This is a genomic window from Micromonospora sp. NPDC005197, assembly GCF_040608295.1.
GTDB lineage: Bacteria > Actinomycetota > Actinomycetes > Mycobacteriales > Micromonosporaceae > Micromonospora.
In genome coordinates, this window is record NZ_JBEXHY010000020.1 from 15525 (window position 1) to 41106 (window position 25582).

23 protein-coding genes are annotated in these 25582 nt (G+C 73.3%); all 23 read left to right on the plus strand.

Annotation, left to right across the window (positions count from 1 at the left end; all coding sequences use genetic code 11):
* Positions 1-23: 23 nt before the first annotated feature.
* The 23 genes from rsmH (at position 24) to ABZU46_RS10345 (ending at position 25529) form a co-directional block, all read left to right on the plus strand.
* Complete coding sequence (gene rsmH, locus ABZU46_RS10235) at positions 24-1064, plus strand: 16S rRNA (cytosine(1402)-N(4))-methyltransferase RsmH (protein WP_354856179.1); 1041 nt, start codon at positions 24-26, stop codon at positions 1062-1064.
* A 59-nt stretch (positions 1065-1123) separates the two neighbouring features.
* Complete coding sequence (locus tag ABZU46_RS10240; RefSeq protein ID WP_354856129.1) at positions 1124-1729, plus strand: hypothetical protein; 606 nt, start codon at positions 1124-1126, stop codon at positions 1727-1729.
* Positions 1730-1732: 3 nt separating this feature from the next.
* The gene (locus tag ABZU46_RS10245; RefSeq protein ID WP_354856130.1) at positions 1733-3934 is read left to right on the plus strand and encodes a penicillin-binding transpeptidase domain-containing protein; all 2202 of its coding nucleotides are present in this window, start codon (positions 1733-1735) and stop codon (positions 3932-3934) included.
* Between the two features lie 52 nt (positions 3935-3986).
* A complete protein-coding gene (locus ABZU46_RS10250) occupies positions 3987-5549 on the plus strand; it encodes a UDP-N-acetylmuramoyl-L-alanyl-D-glutamate--2,6-diaminopimelate ligase (protein WP_354856131.1) in 1563 nt (520 codons plus the stop codon).
* Positions 5546-6943, plus strand: coding sequence for a UDP-N-acetylmuramoyl-tripeptide--D-alanyl-D-alanine ligase (gene murF / locus ABZU46_RS10255; protein ID WP_354856132.1), 1398 nt, complete (start codon positions 5546-5548; stop codon positions 6941-6943). Before ABZU46_RS10250 ends, murF begins: the two co-directional genes overlap by 4 nt.
* A complete protein-coding gene (gene mraY / locus ABZU46_RS10260; protein WP_354856133.1) occupies positions 6940-8064 on the plus strand; it encodes a phospho-N-acetylmuramoyl-pentapeptide-transferase in 1125 nt (374 codons plus the stop codon). The genes murF and mraY overlap by 4 nt, the downstream gene beginning before the upstream one ends.
* Before the next feature lie 518 nt (positions 8065-8582).
* A complete protein-coding gene (locus ABZU46_RS10265) occupies positions 8583-10022 on the plus strand; it encodes a putative peptidoglycan glycosyltransferase FtsW (protein WP_354856180.1) in 1440 nt (479 codons plus the stop codon).
* Entirely contained in the window at positions 10022-11128 is a 1107-nt protein-coding gene (gene murG / locus ABZU46_RS10270) for an undecaprenyldiphospho-muramoylpentapeptide beta-N-acetylglucosaminyltransferase (RefSeq protein ID WP_354856134.1), read from the plus strand. The genes ABZU46_RS10265 and murG overlap by 1 nt, the downstream gene beginning before the upstream one ends.
* Complete coding sequence (murC, locus tag ABZU46_RS10275) at positions 11125-12690, plus strand: UDP-N-acetylmuramate--L-alanine ligase (RefSeq protein ID WP_354856135.1); 1566 nt, start codon at positions 11125-11127, stop codon at positions 12688-12690. Before murG ends, murC begins: the two co-directional genes overlap by 4 nt.
* Positions 12687-13505 carry an FtsQ-type POTRA domain-containing protein gene (locus ABZU46_RS10280; RefSeq protein WP_354856136.1) on the plus strand — a complete coding sequence of 273 codons (819 nt, stop codon included), beginning with the start codon at positions 12687-12689 and terminating at the stop codon, positions 13503-13505. The genes murC and ABZU46_RS10280 overlap by 4 nt, the downstream gene beginning before the upstream one ends.
* Positions 13506-13750: 245 nt before the next feature.
* Positions 13751-14866, plus strand: coding sequence for a cell division protein FtsZ (ftsZ, locus tag ABZU46_RS10285; RefSeq protein ID WP_234588050.1), 1116 nt, complete (start codon positions 13751-13753; stop codon positions 14864-14866).
* Between the two features lie 9 nt (positions 14867-14875).
* Positions 14876-15619 (plus strand): YggS family pyridoxal phosphate-dependent enzyme, encoded by a 744-nt coding sequence (locus ABZU46_RS10290; protein ID WP_354856137.1) that lies wholly within the window; start codon positions 14876-14878, stop codon positions 15617-15619.
* Positions 15620-15808: 189 nt separating this feature from the next.
* The gene (gene sepF, locus ABZU46_RS10295) at positions 15809-16504 is read left to right on the plus strand and encodes a cell division protein SepF (protein ID WP_354856138.1); all 696 of its coding nucleotides are present in this window, start codon (positions 15809-15811) and stop codon (positions 16502-16504) included.
* Positions 16505-16534: 30 nt separating this feature from the next.
* A complete protein-coding gene (locus tag ABZU46_RS10300) occupies positions 16535-16840 on the plus strand; it encodes a YggT family protein (protein WP_088949372.1) in 306 nt (101 codons plus the stop codon).
* A gap of 44 nt (positions 16841-16884) precedes the next feature.
* Positions 16885-17691: a DivIVA domain-containing protein gene (locus tag ABZU46_RS10305; RefSeq protein WP_007463015.1), complete on the plus strand. Its 807-nt coding sequence runs from the start codon at positions 16885-16887 to the stop codon at positions 17689-17691.
* A gap of 80 nt (positions 17692-17771) precedes the next feature.
* Positions 17772-18554: a hypothetical protein gene (locus tag ABZU46_RS10310; protein ID WP_354856139.1), complete on the plus strand. Its 783-nt coding sequence runs from the start codon at positions 17772-17774 to the stop codon at positions 18552-18554.
* A 5-nt stretch (positions 18555-18559) separates the two neighbouring features.
* Positions 18560-18871, plus strand: a complete 312-nt coding sequence (locus tag ABZU46_RS10315) for a DUF167 domain-containing protein (protein ID WP_354856140.1) — start codon at positions 18560-18562, stop codon at positions 18869-18871.
* Between the two features lie 22 nt (positions 18872-18893).
* The gene (locus ABZU46_RS10320) at positions 18894-20393 is read left to right on the plus strand and encodes a potassium/proton antiporter (protein ID WP_354856141.1); all 1500 of its coding nucleotides are present in this window, start codon (positions 18894-18896) and stop codon (positions 20391-20393) included.
* 222 nt (positions 20394-20615) lie between these two features.
* Positions 20616-21035 (plus strand): TraR/DksA C4-type zinc finger protein, encoded by a 420-nt coding sequence (locus ABZU46_RS10325; RefSeq protein WP_007463005.1) that lies wholly within the window; start codon positions 20616-20618, stop codon positions 21033-21035.
* A gap of 65 nt (positions 21036-21100) precedes the next feature.
* Positions 21101-21715 carry a signal peptidase II gene (gene lspA, locus ABZU46_RS10330; protein ID WP_354856142.1) on the plus strand — a complete coding sequence of 205 codons (615 nt, stop codon included), beginning with the start codon at positions 21101-21103 and terminating at the stop codon, positions 21713-21715.
* On the plus strand, positions 21712-22656 hold the full coding sequence (locus ABZU46_RS10335) for an RluA family pseudouridine synthase (RefSeq protein ID WP_354856143.1): 945 nt from the start codon (positions 21712-21714) through the stop codon (positions 22654-22656). The genes lspA and ABZU46_RS10335 overlap by 4 nt, the downstream gene beginning before the upstream one ends.
* Before the next feature lie 42 nt (positions 22657-22698).
* Entirely contained in the window at positions 22699-23727 is a 1029-nt protein-coding gene (locus tag ABZU46_RS10340; protein WP_354856144.1) for a hypothetical protein, read from the plus strand.
* A gap of 74 nt (positions 23728-23801) precedes the next feature.
* Positions 23802-25529 (plus strand): AAA family ATPase, encoded by a 1728-nt coding sequence (locus ABZU46_RS10345; RefSeq protein ID WP_354856145.1) that lies wholly within the window; start codon positions 23802-23804, stop codon positions 25527-25529.
* Positions 25530-25582 lie beyond the last annotated feature (53 nt).

Here is a 25582-nt window from a genome sequence, read left to right on the forward strand (position 1 = left end):
CGTTTCAACCAGTGGGGGTCGACATGGGGGAGTTGCGCGGCACGCACGTGCCGGTGCTGCTCGAGCGGTGTCTCGAGCTGCTGGCCCCCGCGCTGGGTCGAGGCGGCCGGACGGTGCACGTCGACGCGACGCTCGGCCTGGCCGGGCACGCGGAGGCGGTGTTGGAGGCACACCCGGAGACGGTCCTGATCGGGCTCGACCGGGACACCGAGGCGCTCGCTCACGCGCGGGTCCGGCTGGCGCGGTTCGTCGACCGGGTGCACCTGGAGCACGCCGTCTACGACGAGCTGCCCGAGGTGCTGGAGCGGCTGGGCTATCCGGGCATCGACGGGATCCTGTTCGACCTGGGTGTCTCGTCGCTGCAACTGGACGCGCCCGACCGCGGGTTCGCGTACGCGCAGGACGCGCCGCTGGACATGCGGATGGACCAGACGCGGGGGGTGACCGCCGAAGAGGTGGTCAACACGTACGCCCATCCGGATCTGGCCCGGGTGCTGCGGGTGTACGGCGAGGAGAAGTTCGCCGGCCGGATCGCCTCGGCGATCATCCGCGAGCGCGAGCGCGCCCGGATCACCTCGTCCGCGCGGCTGGCGGAGCTGGTCCGGGACTCCATTCCGGCACCAGCGCGACGAACGGGCGGACACCCGGCAAAGAGAACGTTTCAGGCTTTACGGATCGAGGTAAACAGAGAGCTGGCAGCGCTGGAGACGGCGCTGCCGTCCGCGCTCGACGCTCTGACCGTGGGCGGTCGCATGGTGGTCCTGTCCTACCACTCGCTGGAGGACCGGCTCACCAAGGCGGCGCTCGCGGACCGGGTCCGCAGTAAGGGCCCGATCGACCTCCCGGTTGAGCTGCCCGGGTCCGGTCCGACGTTCCGGCTGCTCAGCCGGGGCGCCGAACTGCCCGGGGAGGAGGAGGTCGCCGCGAACCCGCGCGCCGCTTCGGTGCGGTTGCGGGCAGCGGTTCGACTCGACCCGAACGCGACAGAACAGGCGCGGACCGACCGCGAACGGTCCCGCCGCAGGGTGAAGGGGATGCACCAACCGGGCACTGGGTCAGCCTGATCCGTGGGGGATCAGGGGCACCGGGACGGCAGAGGGACGGATGTAGAGGGGGAGGGGACATGAACATTGACAAGCGCGACCGCCGGGACGTCACCGGCGGCGGGCAGCGCGCACCGCGGTCGGGGGGCCGGACCGCGGCGGAGCGAGCCCCGCGCGTGGGGAACGGTACGCCACGCATCGATCGAGTCAACCGGCAGGGGGAGGCTCGCGCCCGGGGGGCGCGCGAGTTCCCGACCCAGGGCAGCGCCGCGCTGCGTCCGGCCGAGAAGGCCGGCGTCGCGGCGACCGCTCGCTCGCCTCGGCTGCGGGTGGCGCCGCCGCCGCCGGTGTCGGTGCCGCGTGCGCCGTTCGCGGCGCTGATCGTGGTGCTGGTGGTCGGCGGGGTGCTCGGCATCCTGGCGGTCAACACCAAGATCAATGAGAACGCGTTCCGGCTGGAGAAGCTGCAGCAGCAGCAGGCCCGACTGGACCTGGAGAAGCAGCAGCTGGACAAGCAGATCACCGAGTACGAGGCGCCGGGCAACCTGACCGCCGAGGCGCGTCGTCTGGGTCTGGTGGACGCCGGTGAGCCGGCGTACATCCGGATGCCGGACGGCAAGACCATCGGCGTGCCGAAGCCGGCGACCGGCCAGCCGTCGGTCACCAGCCAGGGCGCGGGAGGCTGACCAGTGCCACCGAGGTCGGACGAGCCGCGCCGGAACCCCCCGGGGTCCCGGCGCGGTTCTTCGCGTGCGGCCGGGCCCGCCGACGAGGAGTCGCGGGCCGGCGAGCCGGGCATCGGGGGCATCTCCGGCGCCCGCGCGTACACCCCGAGAGGCCGGACCGTCCGCGAGGGCACACCGGCGCGCGGCGGGGCCGCCGAGCAGCGGCGTACCCCGCGTAGCACCCGGTCCGGCGACCCGTTCCGGCCGGCGTTGCAGGTGCTCGACGGCGGCCGGGCCGCCGCCCGTTCGGGCCGGCGGGACGCTCCGGCGGCCGGCCGGGGCGGCGTCGTGCGGACCGTCGCGCCGCGCACCCCGCGCGGGCCGGCCGGCGACGAGCCGCCGCCGCGGCGCCGCACCACGCCGCGCGCGCCCGGCCGCGCCGACCGACCGGCGGCCCGCCGGCCGTCGCGCAAGCCGCCGCGCCCGCCGAAGCTCGCCGATCCGCGGCTGCGGCTGCGCCTGGGCACCGTGCTCACCCTGGCGCTCTTCGTCGCCATCGGGGTGCGGCTGATCTTCCTGCAGGCGGTCGACACCCCGGCGTACGCCGGTGGTGGCGTCGCCGACCGGACCCGCACGGTCGAGCTGCCCGCGCCGCGCGGCGCGATCTACGACTTCCGGGGCGAGCCGCTGGCCCACAGCGTCGAGGCGCGGTACGTGTTCGCCGACCCGACGCTGATCGAGGACCGGCCCGCCACCGCCAAGGCGCTCTCGCCGCTGCTCGGCATCCCGGTGTCCAAGCTCACCGACCTGATGAAGCCCCGCAAGCTGGAGAACGGCAACCCGTCGCGGTTCGAGTACCTGGCCCGGGGGGTGGAAATCCCGGCGGCCAAGCAGGTGCTGGCGTTGGAGCTGCCCGGCATCGGGGTGCACCGCGACGAGCGCCGGGAGGTGCCCGGCGACGACCTGGCGGCCAACCTGATCGGCTTCACCAGCCAGGACATGGTCGGGCTGGAGGGTCTGGAGGCCCGCTACGACGACCTGCTCGCCGGGCAGGACGGCAAGCGGGTGTACGAGGCCGGCCTCGGTGACCTCGCCGCGCCGATCCCCGGCGGCTACAGCAAGACGACCCCGGCCAAGCCGGGCAGTTCGCTGACCCTCACCATCGACCGGGACCTGCAGTTCCGCACCCAGCAGATCCTCAGCGCGGGGATGGCGGGGCAGCGGGGCGCGACCGCCGCCGCCGTGATCATCGACGTCGCCACCGGCGAGGTGCGGGCCCAGGCCAGCGACCCCACCTACAACGCCGCCAAGCCGGTGCCGAGCGATCCGGTCGCCCGCGAGGACGCCGCGACCAGCTTCGTGGTCGACCCCGGCTCGGTGCACAAGGCGATCACCTACGGCGCGGCGCTGCAGGAGGGGGTGATCACCCCGGACACGACGCTGCCCATCGCGAACAGCATCAAGAAGGGTGACACCTGGTTCTCCGACACCCACCCGGCCAACGGCCGGAAGATGAGCGTGCCCGGGATGCTGGCCTTCTCGTCGAACGTCGGCGCGATCACCGTCGCCGACCGGCTCGGCCCGGAGCGGCTGATCGACTACCAGAAGCGGTTCGGGCTGGGCAAGCCCACCGGCGAGGGCCTGCCCGGCGAGGCCAGCGGCCGGCTACTGCCGGTCGACGAGTGGAGCGGGTCGTCGGCCGGGTCGGTGCCGATCGGGCACAGCGTCGACGCCACGCCCCTGCAGATGGCCGCCGCGTACGCCGCCATCGCCAACGACGGCACGTACGTGCAGCCGCACCTCGTGAAGGAGACGATCGGCCCGGACGGCAAGCGCACCCCCGCGCCGGCGCCGGTCACCCGCTCGGTGCTCAGCCCGCAGAACGCGGCGGCGCTGCGCACCATGCTGGAGGCGGTCACCACGGTCGAGGGCGCCACCGGCACCCTGGCGGCGGTCCCCGGCTACCGGGTCGCCGGCAAGACCGGCACCGGTTGGCGTCTGGTGGACGGCAAGAAGCAGCCCGGCGAGGTGTCCTCCTTCATCGGCATGGCCCCCGCCGAGAAGCCCCGGTACGTGATCGCGGTCTTCGTGTACGCGCCCGGTGGTGGGGGCGCGGCGATCGCCAACCCGGCGTTCCGCGACATGATGCAGTTCACGCTGCGTCACTACCGCGTGCCGCCGTCCCCGAGTGGTTCCGCACCCAAGTTCGTGGTCTATCCGCGCTGACCAGCGGAGGCGCGACATCATCGGTGAGTGCCGACGAACCACCGGGGCGGCTGTGCGGCCGGAACCGGGCGACCGGGTAGGGTCTGACGCCGTGCCCGGCAATCCACGTCCACGTACCGTGACCGGCGTCCGGCTCGGTGACCTCGCCGTCCGGCTCGCCGTCGACCTCCCGGCGGACGCCGCCGACGTGGTCGTCACCGGTGCCACCCACGCCAGCCAGGAAGTCCGCCCCGGCGACCTGTACGCGGCCCTGCCCGGCGCCCGCCGGCACGGCGCGGAGTTCGCCGTCGGCGCGGCCGAGGCCGGCGCGGTGGCCCTGTTGACCGACCCGGCCGGCGCCGAGCTGGCGGCGGCGAGCGGCCTGCCCGCCCTGGTGGTGCCCGACCCCCGCGCGGTGCTCGGCGAGCTGGCCTCGGCGGTGTACGGCGACCCGACGGCGGCGCTCACCGTGATCGGCGTGACCGGGACCGCCGGCAAGACCTCCACGGCGTACCTGGTCGAGTCGGGGTTGCGCGCCGCCGGGCACACCACCGGGCTGATCGGCACCGTGGAGACCCGGCTCGGCGATCTGGTGATCGACAGCGTGCGCACCACCCCGGAGGCGACCGACCTGCACGCGATGCTGGCCACCGCCCGGGAGCGCGGCGTCACCGCCGTGGTCATGGAGGTCTCCAGCCACGCCCTGGCCATGGGCCGGGTCGGCGGGGTGCGCTTCGCCGTCGGCGGGTACACGAACTTCGGCTCCGACCACCTGGACTTCCACGCCGACAGCGCCGACTACTTCGCCGCCAAGGCGCAGCTCTTCGACGGCCGGTGCGCGGTCGAGGTGCTCAACCACGACGATCCGGCGCTCAAGCCGCTCTACAAGCCGGCGACGGTCAGCTACTCGGCGGCCGGCGACCCGACCGCGACGTGGTGGGCCGACGGCGTCGACGGCGAGGGGTACGCGCAGCGGTTCACCGCGCACGGCCCGGACGGCGTGGCGCTGACCGCCGGGGTGGCGCTGCCCGGGCGGCACAACGTGGCCAACGCGCTGCTGGCGATCGCCGCCCTGGTGGGCGCCGGGGTGGAGCCGGCGACCGCGGCGGCCGGCGTGGCCGCCTGCGGTGGCGTGCCCGGCCGTCTGCAACTGGTCGACGTCGTCGGGCCGGTACGCGGGGTCGTCGACTACGCGCACAAGGCCGACGCGATCGTGGCCGCGCTGGCCGCGCTGCGCGAGCTGAGCGCCGGCCGGCTGATCTGTGTGATCGGCGCCGGCGGGGACCGCGACCGGGGCAAGCGCCCGGTGATGGGCGCCGCCGCGGCCGAGGGGGCCGACGTGGTGCTGGTGACCGACGACAACCCGCGCACCGAGGACCCGGCGGAGATCCGCGCCGAGGTGCTCGCCGGGGCGTACCGGGCGGGCACCGCCGCCCGGATCATCGAGGTGGCCGGTCGCCGGGACGCGATCGACGAGGCGGTCCGACTGGCCGAGCCGGGCGATGTGATCGCGCTGCTCGGCAAGGGCCATGAGCGGGGCCAAGAGGTGGCGGGCGAGATGTTCCCGTTCGACGACAGCACCGAGCTGGCCGACGCGCTGCGGGCCCGCTTCTCCGACCGGGCGGGTCAGCGGTGATCGCGCTGACCCTGGCCGAGGTGGCCGCGGCGGTCGACGGGCGGCTCGTGCACGCGGACCCGGCCGCCACCGTCAGCGGTTCGGTCGAGTTCGACTCGCGCAAGGTGGGGCCCGGTTCGCTCTTCGTGGCCTTCCCGGGGGAGAAGGTCGACGGGCACGACTACGCGGCGACGGCGCTGGCGGCCGGCGCGGTGGCGGTGCTCGGCACCCGCGAGGTGCCCGAGGTGCCGATGGTGCTGGTCGACGACGCGCTGACCGCGATGGGCCGGCTGGCCCGCGCGGCGGTGGCCCGGCTGCCCGAGCTGACCGTGATCGGTGTGACCGGCTCCTCGGGCAAGACCACCACGAAGGACCTGATCGGCCAGCTCACCGCCCGCCTCGGCGCCACGGTGGCCCCGCCCGGCTCGTTCAACAACGAGCTGGGCCACCCGTACACGGCTCTGCTGGCCGGGCCGGACACCCGCTACCTGGTGATGGAGAAGGGCGCTCGCGGCATCGGGCACGTGCGTTACCTGTGTGAGCTGGTGCCGCCCCGCATCTCGGTGGTGCTCAACGTCGGCACGTCGCACATCGGCGAGTTCGGCTCGCAGGACAACATCGCGCTGGCCAAGGGCGAGCTGGTCGAGGCGCTGCCGGCCGACGGCCTCGCCGTGCTGAACGCCGACGACCCCCGGGTGGACGCCATGGCGGGTCGCACCCGGGCCCGGGTGGTCCGCTACGGCGAGGCCCCGGACGCCGACCTGCGCGCCGAGGACGTCACGCTCGACGAGCGGGGGCATCCGTCGTACACCCTGGTCACGCCGGAGGGGCGCGTGCCGGTGCGGCTCGCGTTGACCGGCCGTCACCAGGTCGGCAACACCCTCGCCGCCGCCGCGGTCGCCCGGGAGCTGGGCATGCCGCTGGCCGACGTGGGCACGGCCCTCGGCGAGCTGGGGCTGAAGTCCACCCGGCGGATGGACGTCTTCGACCGGCCCGACGGGGTGACGGTCATCGACGACTCGTACAACGCCAACCCGGCCTCGATGGCTGTCGCGCTCCGGGCGCTCGCCAGCCTCGGTCGGGGGCGGCGTACCGTCGCGGTGCTCGGTTACATGGCCGAGCTGGGCCCGTTCGAGCGCGACGGCCACGCCGAGGTCGGCCGTCTCGCGGCCGAGCTGGGTGTCGACCGGCTGCTCGTGGTGGGTGAGCCGGCCGCGCCGATCCACGAAGGCGCGACAGCGGTAGCGAACTGGGGAGGAGAGTCGGTGCTGCTCACCGATCAGGCGGCGGCCGTCGAGGTGCTGCGGGGCGAGCTACGGCCGGGCGACGTCGTCCTGGTCAAGGGCTCCCGGTACCGGACCTGGGAGGTGGCCGACGCCCTGCGCGCCGACGCCGCCGGGGAGGCCGGTCGATGAGGGCCATCATCGTCGCCATCGGGGTGGCCTTCGTCGTCTCGCTGTTCTGCACGCCGATCGCGATCAAGGTGTTCACCCGGCTCAAGGCCGGCCAGCCGATCCGGTCCGACGGCCCGGCCATGCACCAGGGCAAGAAGGGCACGCCCACGATGGGCGGCGTGGTCTTCATCCTGGCCACGGTGATCGCGTACGTGGCCGGGCACCTGGCCCTGACCACCCTGCCGGACGCGCAGATCGCCCAGGTGGAGCCGACCATCACGGCGCTGGTGCTGCTGGGGCTGATGGTGTTCTCCGGCGCGGTGGGCTTCCTCGACGACTTCCTCAAGGTGCGCAAGCGCAACAGCGCCGGCCTCAACAAGCGCGGCAAGTTGCTCGGCCAGATCCTGGTCGGCGCGGTCTTCGGGGTCATCGCGCTGTGGTTCCCGAGCACCATGACCGACGCGACGGGTAAGGCCACCAACACCCAGACCGTGGGCAGCACCACGCTGAGCTTCATCCGGGACATCGACTTCCTGGAGGTCAGCAAGGTCGGCGCGGTGATCATCTTCATCTTCGTGGTGATGGCCGCGACGAACGGCGTCAACCTCACCGACGGACTGGACGGTCTGGCCACCGGCGCCTCGGTTATGGTTCTCGCGGCGTACGCGCTTATCGCGTTCTGGCAGTACCGGCACTGGTGCGCCGACCCGAGCTACACCCAGCCGTACTGCTACGAGGTCCGTGACCCGTTGGAGATCGCGCTGATAGCCGGGGCCGCAGCCGGGGCCTGTGTGGGCTTCCTGTGGTGGAACACGTCCCCGGCGCGGATCTTCATGGGTGACACCGGGGCGCTGGGCCTGGGCGGCCTGATCGCCGGCATGGCGATGTCCACCCGGACCATCCTGCTGCTGCCGATCATCGGCGGGCTCTTCGTGATCATCACGATGTCCGTGGTGATCCAGATCATTTCCTTCCGGACCACCGGCAAACGCGTGTTCCGGATGTCGCCGCTGCAGCACCACTTCGAGTTGGCCGGCTGGAGCGAGGTCAACATCGTGGTCCGGTTCTGGATCATCGCCGGCATCGGTGTGGCCATCGCCCTGGGCCTGTTCTACAGCGAGTTCCTCGCCAACATGACCTGATCCACCCTGTTCACCCGCCTGCCCGGCCGGCCGGCCGGGCGGTGCGGTGTGCGCGTAGCCGGTCGGGTGGCAGGGTAGTCGAACTCTCCTTTGCTCTGCTTCAACGGACGCAACACTCGCGCGGCAAAAGTGTTGCGTGGGGTGAAGCAGAGCAAAGGGGTGAGGCGCCTTCCCTGGGGGGCGAAGCCCGACACGCCCGGTGCATCGTTGTGGGCCTGTCGGGCGTGCCGAACGGTGATGATGTCCGGGTGGGGGAGGAACCAGGCACCGAGGACAGGACAACCGGTCGACCGCGACGGTCATCGGGCACGGCGCGTGCGGCGGAGGCCGGCCGCGCGGCCCGCGAGCCCGACCGCGCGGCCCGCCAGGCGGAAGGCGCAGCGCGTCCGGCGGAAGGCGCAGCGCGTGAGCCGGGCCGGGGAGCGCGTGAGCCGGGCGCCCCGGGACGTGCGGCGGGATCGACGGGGCGTGCGGCGGGATCGACGGGGCGTGAGCCGGAGGGCGGCGCTGCCGTCCCGCTGCGCGGATTCGACGCGGCCGGTGGGCTGGCCGCGCTGCGTGGCCTGCTGGACCGGCCGCTGGCGTCCTACTACCTGCTGCTGTCCTGCGCCGGCCTGCTGCTGCTGATCGGGCTGACCATGGTCTTCTCGGCGACCAGCGTGAAGGACTACGCCGAGGACGGCAACGCCTCGGCCTCGGTGACCAAGCAGGCGATCTTCGCGGTGATCGGCATCGGGGCGTTCTGGGCCTGCCAACGCCTGCCCGCCAGCACCTACCGGTCGCTGGGTCGGCCGTTGCTGATCACCTCGGTCGCGCTGCTGGTGGTGCTCAACCTGCTGGTCGGCTACGCCCGGCTCACCGGTCAGCGGTCGGCCGGGTTCGGGCCGGTCGAGGCGCGGCTGAACTGGCTGTTCGTCGGCGGGATCCAGCTACAACCGTCCGAGTTGGCCAAGTTCGCGATGGTGCTCTGGGGTGCGCACATCGTCGCCCGCAAGGGCGCCGCACTGGGGTGGTGGCGCGAGTTGGCCACCCCGCTCTTCCCGGTGGTCGGCCTGCTCTTCGTCCTGGTCGGCTACAACGACACGGGCACGATGCTCTGTCTGCTGGCCCTGGTGGTCGGCCTGCTCTGGGCCGCCGGGGTGCGGATGCGGGTCTTCGGCGCCCTGGCCACTGCCGGTCTGATCGGGATCGGCCTGCTGGTCGCGGTGGCCTCGCTGGGCGCCGGCTCCGGAGAGCGCGGCGCGGACAACTACCGGCTCGCCCGACTGGACATGTTCTTCAATCCACCGGACCCGGAGACCTGCAAACTCAACGACTGCCTCCAGTTCTACCAGGGGCGGCTGGCCATCGAGCACGGTGGCTGGTTCGGTGTCGGGCTGGGCAAGGGCAGCCTGAAGTGGGACTGGCTGCCCGAGGCGCACAACGACTTCATCTTCGCGATCATCGCCGAGGAGTTGGGCGTGATCGGCTGCGCGGTGGTGCTGAGCCTGTTCGCGGTGCTCGCGTACACCGGTCTGCGCATCGCCCGACGGGTCGACGACCCGTTCCGGCGGCTCGCGGCCGCCGCGGTGACCACCTGGCTGGTGAGCCAGGCGGTGATCAACATCGGTGGGGTGGTCGGGCTGCTGCCGATCACCGGCCTGCCGCTGCCGTTCATCTCCGACGGCGGAAGTGCCCTGGTCGTGACGTTGGCGGCGATCGGGATGCTGGCGTCCTTCGCCCGCGCCGAACCCGATGCGGCCAGAGCGCTGCATGCCCGTCCGCCGGCCCGGTGGGTCCGACTACTCTGGGCCCCGTTGCCGCCGCTTCCCGGCCGGCGTCGCCGACCGGCGCCGCCGCCGGCCGGCCGAGGGTCCGTGCCCCGGTCCCGCGAGCGGCGCCAGGACGACCAGGCCGCACCGCGCGGCGCCCGGCAGGGCCGGAGCCGCCAGGGTACGGCGAGCGAGAGGAGACGCTGATGGGTCCGCTGCGTTCGGTGGTGCTCGCGGGAGGTGGCACCGGGGGGCATATCTACCCGCTGCTCGCCTTCGCCGACTGCCTGCGCCGACACGACCCGGGCGTCCGGATCACCTGCCTCGGCACACCCAAGGGCATGGAGAACGAGCTGATCCCGCCGCAGGGTTACGACCTGCGGCAGATCCCGGCGTACCAGCTGCCCCGGTCGGTGAACATGAACCTGGTGCGCACGCCGGGCCGGATGTGGACCGCGGCCCGCGCCGCGGGCAAGGTGATCGACGAGGTACGCGCCGACGCGGTCGTCGGCTTCGGCGGGTACGTCTCGGTGCCGGCCTACCTGGCCGCGTGGCGCCGCGAGCTGCCCATGGTGATCCATGAGGTGAACGTGCCGCCGGGCGTGGCCAACCGGCTGGGCATGAAGTTCACCAAGAACATCGCGGTCGGCTTCCCGCACCAGCCGAGCCAGGCCGAGTCGCTGCGCGACGCGACGGTGGTGGGGGTGCCGCTGCGCCGCAGCATCGCCTCGCTGGATCGGTACGCGCTGCGCAACGCCGCCCGCGCCCACTTCGGGCTCCGCCCCGACCTGCCGGTGCTCTTCGTCGCGGGCGGCTCGTCGGGCGCCCGCTCGATCAACCTGGCGGTCTCCGGCGCGGCCAAGGAGCTGGCCCGCAACGGTGTGCAGGTGCTGCACGTGATGGGGGCCCGCAACGAGCCGGTGCCGATCCCCACCGACCTGCCGGTGCCGTACGTGACGCTGCCGTACCTGTCCGAGATGGAGCTGGGCTACGCGGCGGCCGACCTCATGCTGGCCCGGGGCGGTGCGATGACCGTCGCCGAGGTGGCCGCGATCGGCCTGCCGACGATCTTCGTGCCGTACCCGCACAGCAACCAGGAGCAGAAGCGCAACGCGCTGCCCGTGGTGGAGGCTGGCGGCGGGCTGCTCGTCGACGACGGGGAGCTGACCCCGGACTGGCTGGAGCGCGCGGTGATCCCGCTGATCCGCGATCCGCAACGGCTCTACGCGATGGGCGCCGCGGCGTCGGCGTACGGGCGGCGCGACGGTGACGAGGCGCTGCGCTCGTTCGTCCTCGAGGCGGTGGCCCGGTGACCGCGCAGTTCACCCCGGCGGGCACGCTGACCGCCGAGGACCTGGGCGCCGTCCACCTGATCGGCGTGGGCGGGGTGGGCATGCTCGGTGTGGCCCGACTGCTGCTCACCCGGGGCATCCGGGTTTCCGGCAGCGACCTGCGCGAGTGGCCCTCGCTGGCGGGTCTGCGGGCGCTCGGCGGGACCATCTACCTCAGCCACGAGGCGACCAACCTCGACGGGGTGGACACCGTCGTCTACTCCTCGGCCATCCCGAATGACCACCTGGAACTGGTCGAGGCGCGTCGCCGCGGCCTGCGGGTGCTGCACCGCTCGGAGGCCCTGGCCGCGGCGATGACCGGCCGCCGGGCGGTGGCGGTCGCCGGCACCCACGGCAAGACCACCACCACCTCGATGGTGACCATGGTGCTCCAGCAGGCCGGGGTCGACCCGTCCTTCGTGATCGGCGGGGAGATCTCCGAGGTCGGCTCGGGCGCGCACCACGGCACCGGCGAGTACTTCGTGGTGGAGGCCGACGAGAGCGACCGCTCGTTCCTCATCTACCGCCCGTACGTTTCGATCATCACGAACGTCGAGCCGGACCACCTGAACACCTACGGCGACTACGCGACGCTGGAGGCGGCGTTCGTGGAGTTCGCCCGCCTCACCGATCCGAACGGGTTCATCATCACCTGCGCCGACGACCCGGGCGGTCGGCGGTTGGCGGCGACCCTGCGCGCCGAGGGGCGGCGGGTGTTCACCTACGGCGCGGCCGAGGACGCCGACCTGCGGCTGACCGAGATCGTCTCCTCCGCGCGGGGGGTGCGCTACCTGGCCGCGATCGACGGCCGGTCGCTGGGCGAGTTCCGGCTGCCGGTGCCGGGGCGGCACATGGGGCTCAACAGCGCCTCGGCGGTGCTGACCGCGTACCTGCTCAAGCTGCCGCTGGAGGCGGCGGAGGCGGCGCTGGCGGTCTTCCCCGGCGTGCGACGGCGCTTCGAGCGCAAGGGCGTCGCGGACGGCGTGCTGGTCTACGACGAGTACGCCTACCACCCCACGTCGATGACGCTGGCGATGCAGACGCTGCGCGAGGTGGCCGGCGACGGACGGTTGATCGTCGTCTTCCAGCCGTACCGGCTGTACCGCACCCGCGACAACCAGGCGGAGATCGCCGAGGCGCTGGCCATCGCCGACGAGGTGGTGCTGCTGGAGGTCTTCGGGCCGGGCGAGCTGCGCCAGCCCGGTGAGGGCTCGGCGGCGCTGATCGAGGCGGTGGCGCTGCCGGCCGAGCGGAAGGTGTTCGTCGACTCCTGGGATGCCGCGCCGGTCGAGGTGGTCCGCCGGGCCCGCCCGGGGGACGTGGTGGTGACCATGGGCGCTCCGCCGATCTCGCTGATGGGTGACGAGCTGCTGGCCGCCCTGGGCGCGCGTACCGCCGAGTCCGCGCCGGGGGCGACGGTCGACCCGGTGGCCACGACCCCGGCGATCGGCCAGCCGGTGCCCGGCGGGTCCACGGCCGGTGGCGACGGGGCGGCGCTCGGGGGCGCCGCCGCACCGGACGGCGCGGCCCCCACGGCCGGATGAGCCCCGGCCCCGCCCGAGGGCGGACCAGCGGCGCCGACGGCGGCGCCCCACGACGCGGTCCGGTCCGGCGTTGGCAGTTGGTCCGGGCCGGCAGCGACGCGGTGCCGGCGTCGACCCGCCGCTTCATGGCCCGGGCCCGGCAGCGCCGGATGCGGGCGGCGTTGCCGTGGGCGGTGGCCGCCGGGGTGCTGGCCCTGCTCGGGATGGTCGCCTGGACGGTCCTCGGTACCGGGCTGTTCGGGGTCCGCACGGTGACGGTCGAGGGCGCCAGGCTGGTCACGGACGTGCAGGTGCGCGACGCGGTGGGGGTGGCCGACGGGGTGCCCCTGGCCCGGGTGGATCTGGCGGCCGCCGCGCGTCGGGTCGGCGCGTTGGCGCCGGTGGAGCGGGCCACGGTGTCGCGGGACTGGCCGGGCACGCTTGTGGTCCGGGTGACCGAGCGGACGGCGGTGGCGGTGGTGCCGCAGGCGGACACGTTCGCGCTTGTCGACCGCAGCGGCGTGGCGTTCCAGACGGTGGCCCGCCGCCCCGCCGGGCTGCCGCTGGTGCAGGTGGCCCGGCCCGCCGCCGACGACCCGGACACCCGGGCCGCGCTGGAGGTGCTCGGGGCGCTGACCCCGCAACTGCGGGCCGAGCTGGTGGAGCTGAGGGTGGAGGGGCTGGCCCGGATCAGCCTGCGGCTGCGCGGAGACCGCACGGTGGTCTGGGGAGACGCCACGCGGGGTACGGACAAGGCCCGGGTGGCCACCGCGTTGCTCGACGAGGACAGCAAGCGCATCGACGTGAGCGCGCCTGACGTGGTGACCTTCCGCTGACCGGTGAGCGTGCTCCGGACGTGACGAGTCGCGCTCCGGCGGCGACACGCCGGTCGGGTCCTTGGCTCATCGCGTGGTGGCGCTTACGTTGCCCCGAAGAGGTTCAGTGGTTGACATAACTGTAAGCCTCTAGTAGAGGGTGAGGGTTCACCCCTGACTCTCGCTGGTGACAGCTGTCGTCGGCCGCTGGTCTGGCCACGCCGTACCCGGTCGGCCGAAGCCAATCTCGAAGGAAAGGACCGGAGATGACACCTCCGCACAACTACCTGGCGGTCATCAAGGTCGTCGGCATCGGGGGCGGCGGCGTCAACGCCGTCAACCGGATGATCGAGGTTGGGCTCAAGGGCGTCGAGTTCATCGCGATCAACACCGATGCCCAGGCGCTGCTGATGAGTGACGCCGACGTCAAGCTCGACGTCGGCCGGGAGCTGACCCGTGGCCTGGGGGCCGGGGCCAACCCGGACGTCGGCAAGAACGCCGCGGAGGACCACCGCGACGAGATCGAAGAGGTGCTCAAGGGCGCCGACATGGTCTTCGTGACCTGCGGCGAGGGTGGCGGCACCGGCACCGGCGGCGCGCCCGTGGTGGCCAACATCGCCCGCAAGCTCGGCGCGCTGACCATCGGCGTGGTGACCCGCCCGTTCTCCTTCGAGGGCAAGCGCCGCCAGGTGCAGGCCGAGACGGGGATAGACGAACTCCGCAACCAGTGCGACACGCTCATCGTCATCCCGAACGACCGGCTGCTGGCGCTCGGTGACCGCAACATCAGCATGATGGACGCCTTCCGCACGGCCGACCAGGTGCTGCTCTCCGGTGTGCAGGGCATCACGGACCTGATCACCACCCCGGGTCTGATCAACCTGGACTTCGCCGACGTCAAGAGCGTGATGAGCGGCGCCGGCAGCGCGTTGATGGGCATCGGCAGCGCCCGCGGGGAGAACCGCGCGGTCGAGGCTGCCGAGGCGGCCATCTCCAGCCCGCTGCTGGAGCAGAGCATGGACGGCGCTCGCGGCGTGCTGCTCTCCATCGCCGGCGGCTCCGACCTGGGCCTGTTCGAGATCAACGACGCGGCCCAGCTGGTCACCGACGCGGCCCACCCGGACGCCAACATCATCTTCGGCGCGGTGATCGACGACGCGCTCGGCGACGAGGTGCGGGTGACTGTCATCGCGGCGGGCTTCGACGGTGGCACGCCGGCGTACAAGGCGGCCGAGCCGACCCGCAAGACCAACACCAACCAGCCGGCGCCGCAGAGCACCCCGGTGCCGCCGCCGGCCACCCTGCCGGCTCCGGCCCAGTCGCCGCGCCGGGTGCTCTTCGACGACGTGGACGTGCCCGACTTTCTCAAGAACGGTTCCTGAGCGCCGCCGATGACCGACAGTTCAGCCACGGTACGACCGGACCGCCGCGCCGAACTCGCGGCCGGCCTGGCCCAGGTGCGAGCCCGGATCGCCGACGCCTGCGCGGACGCGGGCCGGGACCACGCCGACGTCACGATGATCGCCGTGACCAAGACGTACCCGGCCGGGGACGTGCTGGCGTTGGCCGGGCTCGGGGTGACCGACATGGGGGAGAACCGTGACCAGGAGGCGGCCGGCAAGGCCGCCGAGGTGGCTGCGGCAGGCGTACGCCCCCGCTGGCACTTCATCGGGCAGTTGCAGCGCAACAAGGCCCGCTCGGTCGTCCGCTACGCCGACGTCGTGCACTCGGTGGACAGCGTGCGGCTGGCCCGCGCGCTGGGTAACGCGGCGGCGGAGCGGGAACGGCCGCTGGACGCCCTGGTGCAGGTGAGCATCGACGGCGACCCGGCGCGCGGCGGCGCGTTGCCCGACTCGGCCGATGAGGGCGCGGGGCTGGAGGCGGTCGCCGCTGCGGTGGCCGACGCGCCCGCGCTGCGGTTGGCCGGTCTGATGGCGGTGGCGCCGCTGGGGTGGTCGCCGGAGCGGGCCTTCGCCCGACTGGCCGAGGTGGCCGAGGCGTTTCGGACGCTCCATCCGGGAGCGACAGCGTTGTCGGCGGGAATGAGCGGCGACCTGGAAATCGCGATCCGATACGGCGCGACACATGTCCGCGTCGGTAGCGCGTTGCTCGGAATGCGTCCCACGCTGCGGTAGCCTGACCGCGAGACAGGCAAATTACATCAGTGTTGTTTCAGGGCGGCGGATCCTTGTGGGGGTCGTGACGCGCGACGCGAATCGCGCGCCAGGGGGATTGCCGTTCCGGTCCGATGGGCATGGTTGTCCACTCGCGACGGGCGACATGGCACGGGGGCGAGTGCCGCACGGCGGACGGAAGGGCGCGGGATGGGTGCACTGCGCAAGGCGGGGGTCTGGCTCGGTCTCGTCGAGGAAGACGACGAGCGGGCCTACGACGACGGTGGCTACGACAAGGGTGGCTACCGCGACTCGCGGTACCGGCAGAGCCGGTACGCCGAGGAGTTCGCCGACGAGGACGACGACGACACCGAGGAGCCACCGGCTCCCCGGCCGCGCTCCAGCGAGCGGGGCCGGCTCTCCGAGCGGTCCACCGGGCGTGGCGGCGAGTCCGACCGCGGTGACGGTGAGCGTCCGGAGCGGGCCGAGCGGTCCAGCGTACGGTCGATCACGCGGTCCTCGGCCGGCGACACGTCGGGCGCGCTGACGTACCACACGCGCGACAATCTGGCCCTCGCGCCGCAGGCCGCGACGCGGGAGCGCGTGGCCGTGCCCGAGGAGGAGCAGCGGTACCAGATCACCACGCTGCACCCGACCACCTACCGCGAGGCGCGCACCATCGGTGAGCACTTCCGCGACGGCGTACCAGTGATCATCAACCTCACCGAGATGGACGAGGCCGACGCCCGCCGTCTGGTTGACTTCGCGGCCGGTCTGGCGTTCGGGCTGCGCGGTACGATCGAGCGCGTGACCAATCGGGTGTTCCTGCTCTCACCGGCCAATGTCCAGGTCACCGCGGAGGACAAGGCCAAGATCGCTGAGGGCGGTTTTTTCAGCCTGAGTTGACCCCGCCCGACCCGAGGGACGTCGCTGACCGTGTTGTCGATCTTACTGCAAGTGCTGTACCTGGTCCTTTATGTCTTCCTGCTTCTTCTTCTGTCCCGGTTCGTGTTGAGCGCCGTTCTGCAGTACGGCCGGCGGTGGCAGCCGGGACGCGGCGCATCGGCAGGACTGGAATCCGTGTGGAGCGTCACTGATCCCCCTCTCAACGCGTTGAGGCGTGTGATCCCTCCGCTGCGAATTGGTACCGTGAGCATCGACCTGGCCTCCCTTGTGCTCCTGGTTATCCTGTTCGTGCTGATGGAGTTCGTGTTAGGGCCGTCGATCAGGGCATCTGCCTGATGACCGACGCGCTTTCGCGGCCGCAACTGACCCGAGGAGTTTCGATGCCGCTGACCCCGGCCGACGTCCACAACGTCGCCTTCAAAAAGCCGCCGATCGGCAAGCGGGGGTATGACGAGGAGGAGGTCGACGCTTTCCTGGACGAGGTGGAGCGCGAGCTCGCCCGTCTCATCGAGGAGAACAACGAGCTGCGCGCCCAGGTGGAGCGCGGCGGCCGTGGCGGTGCCCCCGCCGGCCCCGGCGGCGACGCCCGACTGGCGGCGGAGCTCAACGACGTCAAGGCCCAACTGGACCGGGTGCAGCGCGACAAGTCCGCTGCCGAGCAGGCCGCCCGCGCCATGCAGGCCGAGCTGGAGCAGGTCCGCGCGACCGGCGGCCCGGCCGGCGGCGTCACCGGTGACGGTGAGCAGCAGGCCCTCCGCGTGCTGATGATGGCCCAGCGCACCGCCGACGACCACGTGTCCGACGCGCGCCGCGAGGCCGACCAGCTGCTGTCCGAGGCCCGCAGCAAGGCCGAGGAGGTGACCCGCGAGGCGCGCGCGAAGGCCGACGCCCTGGAGCGGGACGCCCGCCAGCGGCACCAGGAGGCCATGGGCGGCCTGGACGCCAAGCGCACGGCCCTGCAGAAGCACATCGAGGAGCTCAAGCAGTTCGAGCGCGAGTACCGCACCCGGCTCAAGGCGTACCTGGAGAGCCAGCTGCGGGACCTCGACGGTCGCGGCCAGGGCCTCGAAGCCGAGATGACCCGCTCCGAGGCAGGCCGGGTCGCCGGCGGCAACGGGCTGGCGGCGGCAGGTCTCGCCGGTTCGTACGGCGGCGGGCGCTCCGGCGCCCTCGAAGCCGGACGCTGAGCACCGGCCGGCGATCGCTGTCCGCAGATGGTGACGGTCGCCGGCCCTGCCTGGACGGTACGACGCGGCGGGGGTGAGCCGTGATAGTCGCGAGTCTTCTGCTCATCCTCGTCGCTGTGGTGCTGCTGGTGTTCGGTCTGGCCGGTGGCTCCAGCATTCTGTTGACCATTTCCATCGCGGCCAGTCTGCTGGCCGCCGTCGCGTTGGTGGTGGGCGCCCGCCAGGCAGCCGCCAACCGCGCGACGGCGGATCCCGGTCGGGCCGGTCCGCGGGACCGCGCGACATTCCGCAGGGCCAGCCAGGCCCAGCCGGGTTTCGCGTACGGTCCACCGCTGGCCGAGCCGGATGTGCCGGTCCAGCACGTACCTTCGACGGTCGGCAACGGCGGCACCGGGTGGCGGCAACCACCCGAGCCGCCGTCCGACCCCGACGCGGCCCCGCCCTTCGACGCGGCCCCGCCCTTCGACGCGGCCCCGTCCTTTGACCCGGCCCCGCCGTTCGAGCCCGAGGCGCCGCTCGTGACCCCGGCCGACGGGTCACGCTCCTCGCCCGTCAGCCCGGCATCGCCCTTCGTGGCCCGGGGCGACGAGGCGTACCCCGCCAACACGATGTCGGTCGACGCGCTGGCCGACGAGCCGGCCGAGCAGCCGATCACCCCGGCCGAGGCGGCCCGGGTCTCCCGGCTGCCCGACCCCGTCGTGGTGGTCGACGGGCGGCCCCGCTACCACCTGGCCGGGTGCCGACGCCTGGCCGGCCGGGTGCCCGAGACTCTTCCGGTCGCCGAGGCCGTCGAGCTGGGATTCACGCCGTGTGCGGCGTGTGCGCCGGCCACCGCCCTGCTCACCGACGCCCGGCCGATCTGAGAGCCGTGTCGGTGCCCCCGCAGGACGCGCTCACCGTCGCGGTACGGGTGAAGCCTGGCGCCTCCCGGAACACCGTCGGCGGCCGCTTCGACGGCACGTACGGGCCCGCCCTGGTGATCGCGGTCCACGCTCCGGCTGTGGACGGCCGGGCGACCGAGGCGGCCCGCCGCGCCCTCGCCGACGCGTTGGGGGTCCGGGCGGCCGCGGTGTCGCTGCGCACCGGCGCGACCAGCCGGGACAAGCTGTTCGTCGTCGACCGGCCCGGCCCCGAGCTGACCGACGTGCTGCACCGACTGCGCGACGGATCCGCAGGGTGAGGACCGCCCGGGCTCGGCAACCGTGACGCCCGGGCTGGACATCGCGCTGCTGCTCGGCGCGGCCGTGCTGCTGGTGGCGGTCGGCGCCGTCCGGCTCTCCAGTCGCCTCGGGGTGCCCAGCCTGCTGTTCTACCTGGCGCTCGGCGTGGCCATCGGCGAGGCCGGGCTGGGTATCCGCTTCGACGACGTCGAGTTGACCCGGACCCTCGGCTTCTGCGCGCTCATCGTGATCATCGCCGAGGGTGGCCTGACCGCCCGGTGGAGCGCGCTGCGCCCGGTCCTCGGGTTGGCCTCCGCGCTCTCCACGGTCGGCGTGATCGTCAGCATCGTGGTGGTCGGCATCGCCGTACACCTGCTGTTGGGTCTGGACTGGCGGCTGGCGTTGCTCTACGGCGCGGTGCTCTCCTCCACCGACGCGGCAGCCGTGTTCGCCACCCTGCGACGGCTGCGGTTGCCACCGCGGCTGGTGGCCACACTGGAGGCCGAGTCGGGCATGAACGACGCCCCGGTGGTGCTGCTGGTGGTGCTGCTGTCGCACGCGGGCTGGTCGCATCCGTGGTGGTACGAGGTCGGCCTGGTCTGCTACGAGCTGGGCGTCGGCGCGGCGGTGGGCGTGGGCGCGGGCCTCGCCGGTACGTGGGCGCTGCGCCGGGCGGCGCTGCCGTCCGCCGGGCTGTACCCGATCGCGGCGGTGGGGATCACCGTCCTGGCGTACGCCGCCGGCGCCGTGCTGCACGCCTCGGGCTTCCTCGCCGTCTACGTGGCCGGAGTGCTGCTGGGCAACGCCCGGCTGTCGCACCGGCAGGCGATCCTCGGCTTCGCCGACGGGCTGGCGTGGGTCGCCCAGATCGGGCTGTTCGTGCTGCTCGGGTTGCTGGTCTCGCCGGGCCGGCTGGACGCGGCGGTGCTGCCGGCGGTGGTCGCCGGTCTGGCGCTGGTGCTGCTGGCCCGGCCGCTGTCGGTGGCCGTCTCGGCGTTGCCGTTCCGGCTTGGCCTGCGGGAGCAGGCGTTCCTGTCCTGGGCCGGGCTGCGCGGGGCGGTGCCGATCGTGCTGGCCACCATTCCGCTCTCGGAGCGGGTGCCGGGCGCGGAGCGCCTCTTCGACGCGGTCTTCGTGCTGGTGGTGATCTTCACGTTGGTGCAGACCAGCACGCTCGGTCCGTTCGCCCGCTGGCTGGGGACCACCGCGCCGGCCGAGGCCACCGAGATCCACGTGGAGACCGCGCCACTGGAGCGGATGCGGGCCGATCTGCTCCAACTTGAGGTGCCTCCGGGCTCGCGGCTGGCCGGCGTGCACGTCGACGAGTTGCGGTTGCCGCTGGGCGCCTCGGTGACCCTGGTGCTGCGCGACGGGGTGGGCTTCGTGCCCGGCCCGGACACCCGGCTGAAAACCGGCGACAGCCTGCTGATCGTCGCCACCGGTGGGGTGCGCGACGCCGCCGAACGGCGGTTGCGGGCGGTCAGCCGACGCGGTCGGCTGGCCCGATGGTTTGGCGAGTACGGGGATGAGGCGGTCGGTTGATCTGCTAGCGTTCCCTTTGCCCCGGTTAGGCAGGGCTCGGGGCTGTTGAGCGGTGCGACGGTGCGCCACGTTGTCGGACGCCTGTACGTTCCGTATTCTTGCCAACCTCCGGAGTGCGCGGCCATCGTCGCCGTGCGCCCCTTTTCGTACTTGGGGGACGCCTTCGTCGGCGCCCCTGACCAGGTGCCGCGACCGAGCGGCTCCGCGGCCGAGGAGCGACCCATGGCGAAGCCAGCCGACACCAGGACCGCCGGCCGCAAGCCGGTGGCCAAGGCCACCCGCAGCGCGGCGGAGACCGAGAAGATCCGGGCGGCGCTGGCGGCGCGGCGGGACGAGCTGCGCGCCGAGTACGATCAGACGCTGAGCGAGATCACCGAGCTGCAGCGCGATCGGTTGACGGACTCGGCCGGGGACGACCAGGCCGACACCGGGACCAAGACGTTCGAGCGGGAGCAGGAGATCTCTCTCGCCAACAGCATTCTGGAACGGATCACGCAGGTCGAGCGCGCCCTGGAGCGCCTCGACGAGGGTGGTTACGGCTGGTGCGAGCGGTGCGGCAACCCGATCCCGGTCGAGCGCCTCGCCGCCTTCCCGTCGGCCACCCTGTGTGTGACGTGCAAGCAGTTGGAGGAGCGGCGCTGACGCCCGGTCCCCGTCTGCGATGAGGCGGTGAGCGATCACCGCCGAGACACCTCGATGGGGAGCGCATGACCGCAGCACCGCCCGCCGACCCCGGCCGTACCGACCCGGGCGGCGGCAAGCCCCGGCCCCGGGCCGTCGCGATCCTCGCCGGGGTGGCCCTGGTGGCCCTGGTGGCCGACCTGCTGACCAAGCACCTCGCGCTGGCCGCGCTGAGCGACCGGGAGCCGGTCCGGGTGCTGGGTGGGCTGGTCTACCTGAGCCTGACCCGCAACAGCGGCGCCGCGTGGAGCATCGGTGCGAACTACACCTGGGTGTTCCCGCTGATCACCATCGGCGTGGTCGGCTGGATCGTCTGGATGGCGCTGCGGCTGCGTTCCCTGCCGTGGGCGATCTCCCTCGGCCTGGTGCTCGGTGGCGCGCTGGGCAACCTCATGGACCGGATCTTCCGGGCGCCCGCTCCGTTCCACGGTCACGTGGTCGACATGATCAGCGTCTTCGGGCCGTACGGCGAATATTTCCCGGTGTTCAACCTGGCCGACAGCTCGCTGGTCTGCGGTGTGCTGCTGGCCGTGCTGCTGGAGCTGACCGGTCGCCAGCGTGACGGGCGGCGGGCCGGCCGTGACGGCGCCCCCGCCGACGCGGACGCCACCGCCGACGCCGAGCAGAGGGAGCGGGCATGACCTCCGCGTTCGCCGCCGGTGGCGACCACCGTTCGCTGCCCGTGCCCGACGGCCTCGACGGCATGCGCCTGGACCAGGCGGTGTCCCGGCTGTTCGGCCTCTCCCGTACCGCAGCCGCCGCCCTGGTCGACGCGGGCGACGCCCTCGTCGACGGCGCTGCCCGGCCCAACTCCCACAAGGTCAAGGCCGGCTCCTGGCTGGAGGTCACGCTGCCCGCCCCGGTCGCCCCACCGACCGTGGTGCCGCAGGCGGTGCCCGGCCTGCGCGTCGTGTACGCCGACGACGACATCGTGGTGGTGGACAAGCCGGTGGGCGTGGCCGCGCATCCCAGCCCGGGGTGGACCGGCCCGACGGTGATCGGTGCCCTCGCCGCGATCGGGCACCGCATCTCCACCAGCGGCGCCGCCGAGCGGCAGGGCGTGGTGCACCGTCTCGACGTGGGCACCACGGGGATCATGGTGGTGGCCAAGAGCGAGCAGGCGTACACGGCGTTGAAGCGGGCCTTCAAGTACCGCGAGGTGGACAAGGGCTACCACGCGGTGGTGCAGGGGCACCTGGACCCGCTGCGGGGCACCGTGGACGCGCCGATCGACCGGCACCCCACCCACGACTACCGCTGGGCGGTGGTGTCCGGCGGCAAGCCGAGCATCACCCACTACGACACCCTTGAGGCGTTCCCGGCGGCCAGCCTGGTCGATGTGCGATTGGAGACCGGCCGGACGCACCAGATCCGGGTGCACTTCTCCACGCTGCGGCACCCCTGTGTCGGTGATCTCACCTACGGCGCCGATCCCACCCTCTCGGCCCGTCTCGGCCTGGCCCGACAGTGGCTGCACGCCCGCGAACTGAGCTTTTTGCACCCCCGTTCGGGGGACGAGGTCCGGTTCGTCAGCGACTACCCTGACGACCTGGAACGTGCGCTTGAGATCCTGCGTGACTGAGCGGCGACCACCCGACATCGATCCGACGAGGGGATCCCGCCTGTGCGCGCCGGCGACCTGCTGCGGCAGCTGGACCAACAGCTGCTGCCGCCGCTGACCCGGGCGGTGGCCCGTCTCGGTGACCGGTCGGGGCGGTCCGGGGTGCTCACCTGGGCCGCCGTGCTCTCCGCGGCGGCGGTCCTGGGCACCGCAGTGTGGGCCGCCGACGATGCTCCGGTGGGCGACCGGACGGTTGGCGAGGTGACCCGCGTCGGGGTGGCCGACGGCGACTGGGTCCCCGGCTACCTGCGTTCGGCCGCGGCCGATCTGGCCGCGCTGAGCCCGACGGCCCCGGCCACCGGGGACGGGACGTACGCCCTGGTGATGCTCGACGCGTACCTTCCGCCGCAGCGGCTGGCCGCGGTGCTCGGTGACGTGTCGGTGTCGACGGTCTTCGGCCGGGTGCCGCTGCCCGGCCGGCAGACCGAGATCGTCCGGATCCCCGCGTCGCGGGTGCCGGACGACGTGGTCGCTCAGATGGCGCAGGTGGCCGCCCGCAAGGACGGCGAGGCCGCCGACTACCGGGCCAGGGCCGCCGGGGTGCGTGGCGACGGCGCCGCCGAGCGCGAGCTGCGCCAGCGGTACGTCACCGGGGCGGACGTGGCGAGCGCCGAGGCGGCGGCGTACCGCACCGGCTGCGCCTGCGTCTACGCCGCGGTGGTGCGCGCGGCGCCGGAGGTGCTGCGCGGCGTGGCCGCCCGCCCGGACGTGCGGGCCGTCGATCCGGCGCCCGAGGTGTACCGACTCGACCGTACGGTCTTCACGCCGCCGCTGCCCGAGCAGCGCGACGTGGTCCGCCCGCCGGCCGACACCGGGCCGAGCCCGGAGCCGACGCCGCTGGCGAGTGGCGGGCCGACGTCGAGCACGCCGAGACCGCCGGTGCCGATGGGCGAATCGTCGGAACCCGCACCGCTCGTAACGATTCCGTCACCCGCGTCGCCCTCGGCCGAACCCACCGAGGCGGCCCCGCCGGGTGTCGCCACCTCCCCGGACGCGATCGACGAGGGGCTGCTGACGCCCTCCCCGTCGTGATCTGCGCCGGGTGGTGTGCGTGCTCAGGTGTGGTCCGAATAGGGTTTGGTTCGTAGCCTGTCAGACAGAGATCGATGGTGCTGGGAGGGCGGGCCGTGGAGGGCAGTGAGACCGGCTGGGGCCGGCCGGCCGAACCAGCGCCGAGGTGGCGGGCATTGCTGGACCGCGCCCGGCTGGGCGGTCGGGCCGCTGAGCAGCCCGAGCCCGAGCGCCGGGCCGACGAGGCGCCGCCGGACCCACTGCCGCGGCGCGCGGCCCCCAACGGCTACGCGGGGCGGGCGTCGGCCATCGGGCATCCGGCCGATCTGTCGTACGGCCAGGAGCCCGGTTACCGTGCCGAGGCGACCTACCGGGTCGATCCCGCCTACCGGGCCGAGCCTGCGTACCGGGCGGAGCCGGACTACCGTGCGGAGCCCGCGTACCGGGCCGAGCCGGACTACCGCGCGGAGCCCGCGTACCGGGCGGAGCCGGACTACCGTGCCGAGCCTGCGTACCGTGCCGAGCCGGACTATCGGGCGGAGCCCGCGTACCGGGCCGAGCCGGACTACCGCGCCGAGCCGACGTACCGGGCTGACCCCGGTTACCGGGCCGAGCCGACGTACCGTGCCGACCCGGGCTACCGGGCCGAGCCGACGTACCGCGCCGACCCGGGCTACCAGGCCGAGCCCGAGCCGCCGCCGCGCCGGGCCGAGCCCGAGTCGCGCTACGCCCTCCTGGACAACGGCTACCGGCCGGGCAACCCGGCGGGGGAGTCCCGCTACGCGCTGCTGGAAACCGGTTACCAGCCGGAGACCGGCTACCCGAGCGCCGCGCCGCCGGTGACCCCGCCGGTCCCGGCGGTCGCGCCACCACCGGTCGCGCCGCCGCCCGCCCCACCGGTCGCGCCGCCGGTCACTCCGCCGCCCGCCGCGCCGGTCACCCCGCCACCGGGCTCGGCCATCGCCGAGCGCGGCTACCCCGCCCGGATCGAGTGGCGGCCACAGGGCGTCGACCAGGAGCTGGAACGCGCCACCGGCGTGCTCCGCCGCGATCTGGGCACACCCCGCGTGTTCGCGTTCGCCAACCCCAAGGGCGGGGTGCACAAGACCACCGCCACGGTGCTCGCCGCCGCCACCATCGGCAGCGTCCGGGGGCGGGGCGTGCTGGCCTGGGACGACAACGAGCTGCGCGGCACCCTGGGGCTACGCGCCGGCAGCGCCCGCCACGCGCGCACCATCCGGCACCTGATCGGTGACCTGGCCCAGATCGAGATCCTGGAGGGCGCGACCCTGCTGGAGCGGCTGGACGACTACCTGCGGCACGCCTCCGACGGCTCGTACGACGTGCTGGCCGGCGAGGAGAGCCCGCGCTTCGCCCAGCGGCTCGACCAGTTCACCGTCAAGCGGGTGCTCGAGCTGCTGCGGCGTACGCATGACGTGGTCTGCGTGGACACCGGCAACAACGTGGAGAGCGCCAACTGGCGCACCGTGATGCAGGCCGCCGACCAACTGGTGGTGACCACCGTGCCCCGTGAGGACGCGGCGTTCAGCGCCGACTGGATGCTCGACCTGCTGCACGAGGAGGGCATGGGCGAGCTGGCCGACAACGCGGTCACGCTCATCTCCTGCCCCACCCCTGGCCGCTCGCCCCTGCAGGACGACCTGGAGCGGCACTTCGCCACGCGTACCCGCGCGGTGGCCGTCGTGCCGTACGACCCGGCGTTGGAGACCGGCTCGTCGATCGAGTACCACCAGCTCCAGCCGGAGACCCGGCAGGCGTGGCTGCGCGCCGCCGCGGCCATGGCGGAGCCGTTCGCCCGGTGAGCGGGTTCGCCGCCACCGGCGCCCCGGCCCGTCTCGGGGCCTGAGAGGATCAT

Bases quoted from the DNA above. Each gene is read 5' to 3' on its own strand.
- rsmH (WP_354856179.1), top strand. From the start codon at position 24: ATGGGGGAGTTGCGCGGCACGCACGTGCCGGTGCTGCTCGAGCGGTGT.
- ABZU46_RS10240 (WP_354856129.1), top strand. From the start codon at position 1,124: ATGAACATTGACAAGCGCGACCGCCGGGACGTCACCGGCGGCGGGCAG.
- mraY (WP_354856133.1), top strand. From the start codon at position 6,940: ATGAGGGCCATCATCGTCGCCATCGGGGTGGCCTTCGTCGTCTCGCTG.
- murG (WP_354856134.1), top strand. From the start codon at position 10,022: ATGGGTCCGCTGCGTTCGGTGGTGCTCGCGGGAGGTGGCACCGGGGGG.
- ABZU46_RS10280 (WP_354856136.1), top strand. From the start codon at position 12,687: ATGAGCCCCGGCCCCGCCCGAGGGCGGACCAGCGGCGCCGACGGCGGC.
- ftsZ (WP_234588050.1), top strand. From the start codon at position 13,751: ATGACACCTCCGCACAACTACCTGGCGGTCATCAAGGTCGTCGGCATC.
- ABZU46_RS10290 (WP_354856137.1), top strand. From the start codon at position 14,876: ATGACCGACAGTTCAGCCACGGTACGACCGGACCGCCGCGCCGAACTC.
- sepF (WP_354856138.1), top strand. From the start codon at position 15,809: ATGGGTGCACTGCGCAAGGCGGGGGTCTGGCTCGGTCTCGTCGAGGAA.
- ABZU46_RS10305 (WP_007463015.1), top strand. From the start codon at position 16,885: ATGCCGCTGACCCCGGCCGACGTCCACAACGTCGCCTTCAAAAAGCCG.
- ABZU46_RS10325 (WP_007463005.1), top strand. From the start codon at position 20,616: ATGGCGAAGCCAGCCGACACCAGGACCGCCGGCCGCAAGCCGGTGGCC.
- lspA (WP_354856142.1), top strand. From the start codon at position 21,101: ATGACCGCAGCACCGCCCGCCGACCCCGGCCGTACCGACCCGGGCGGC.
- ABZU46_RS10335 (WP_354856143.1), top strand. From the start codon at position 21,712: ATGACCTCCGCGTTCGCCGCCGGTGGCGACCACCGTTCGCTGCCCGTG.
- ABZU46_RS10345 (WP_354856145.1), top strand. From the start codon at position 23,802: ATGGTGCTGGGAGGGCGGGCCGTGGAGGGCAGTGAGACCGGCTGGGGC.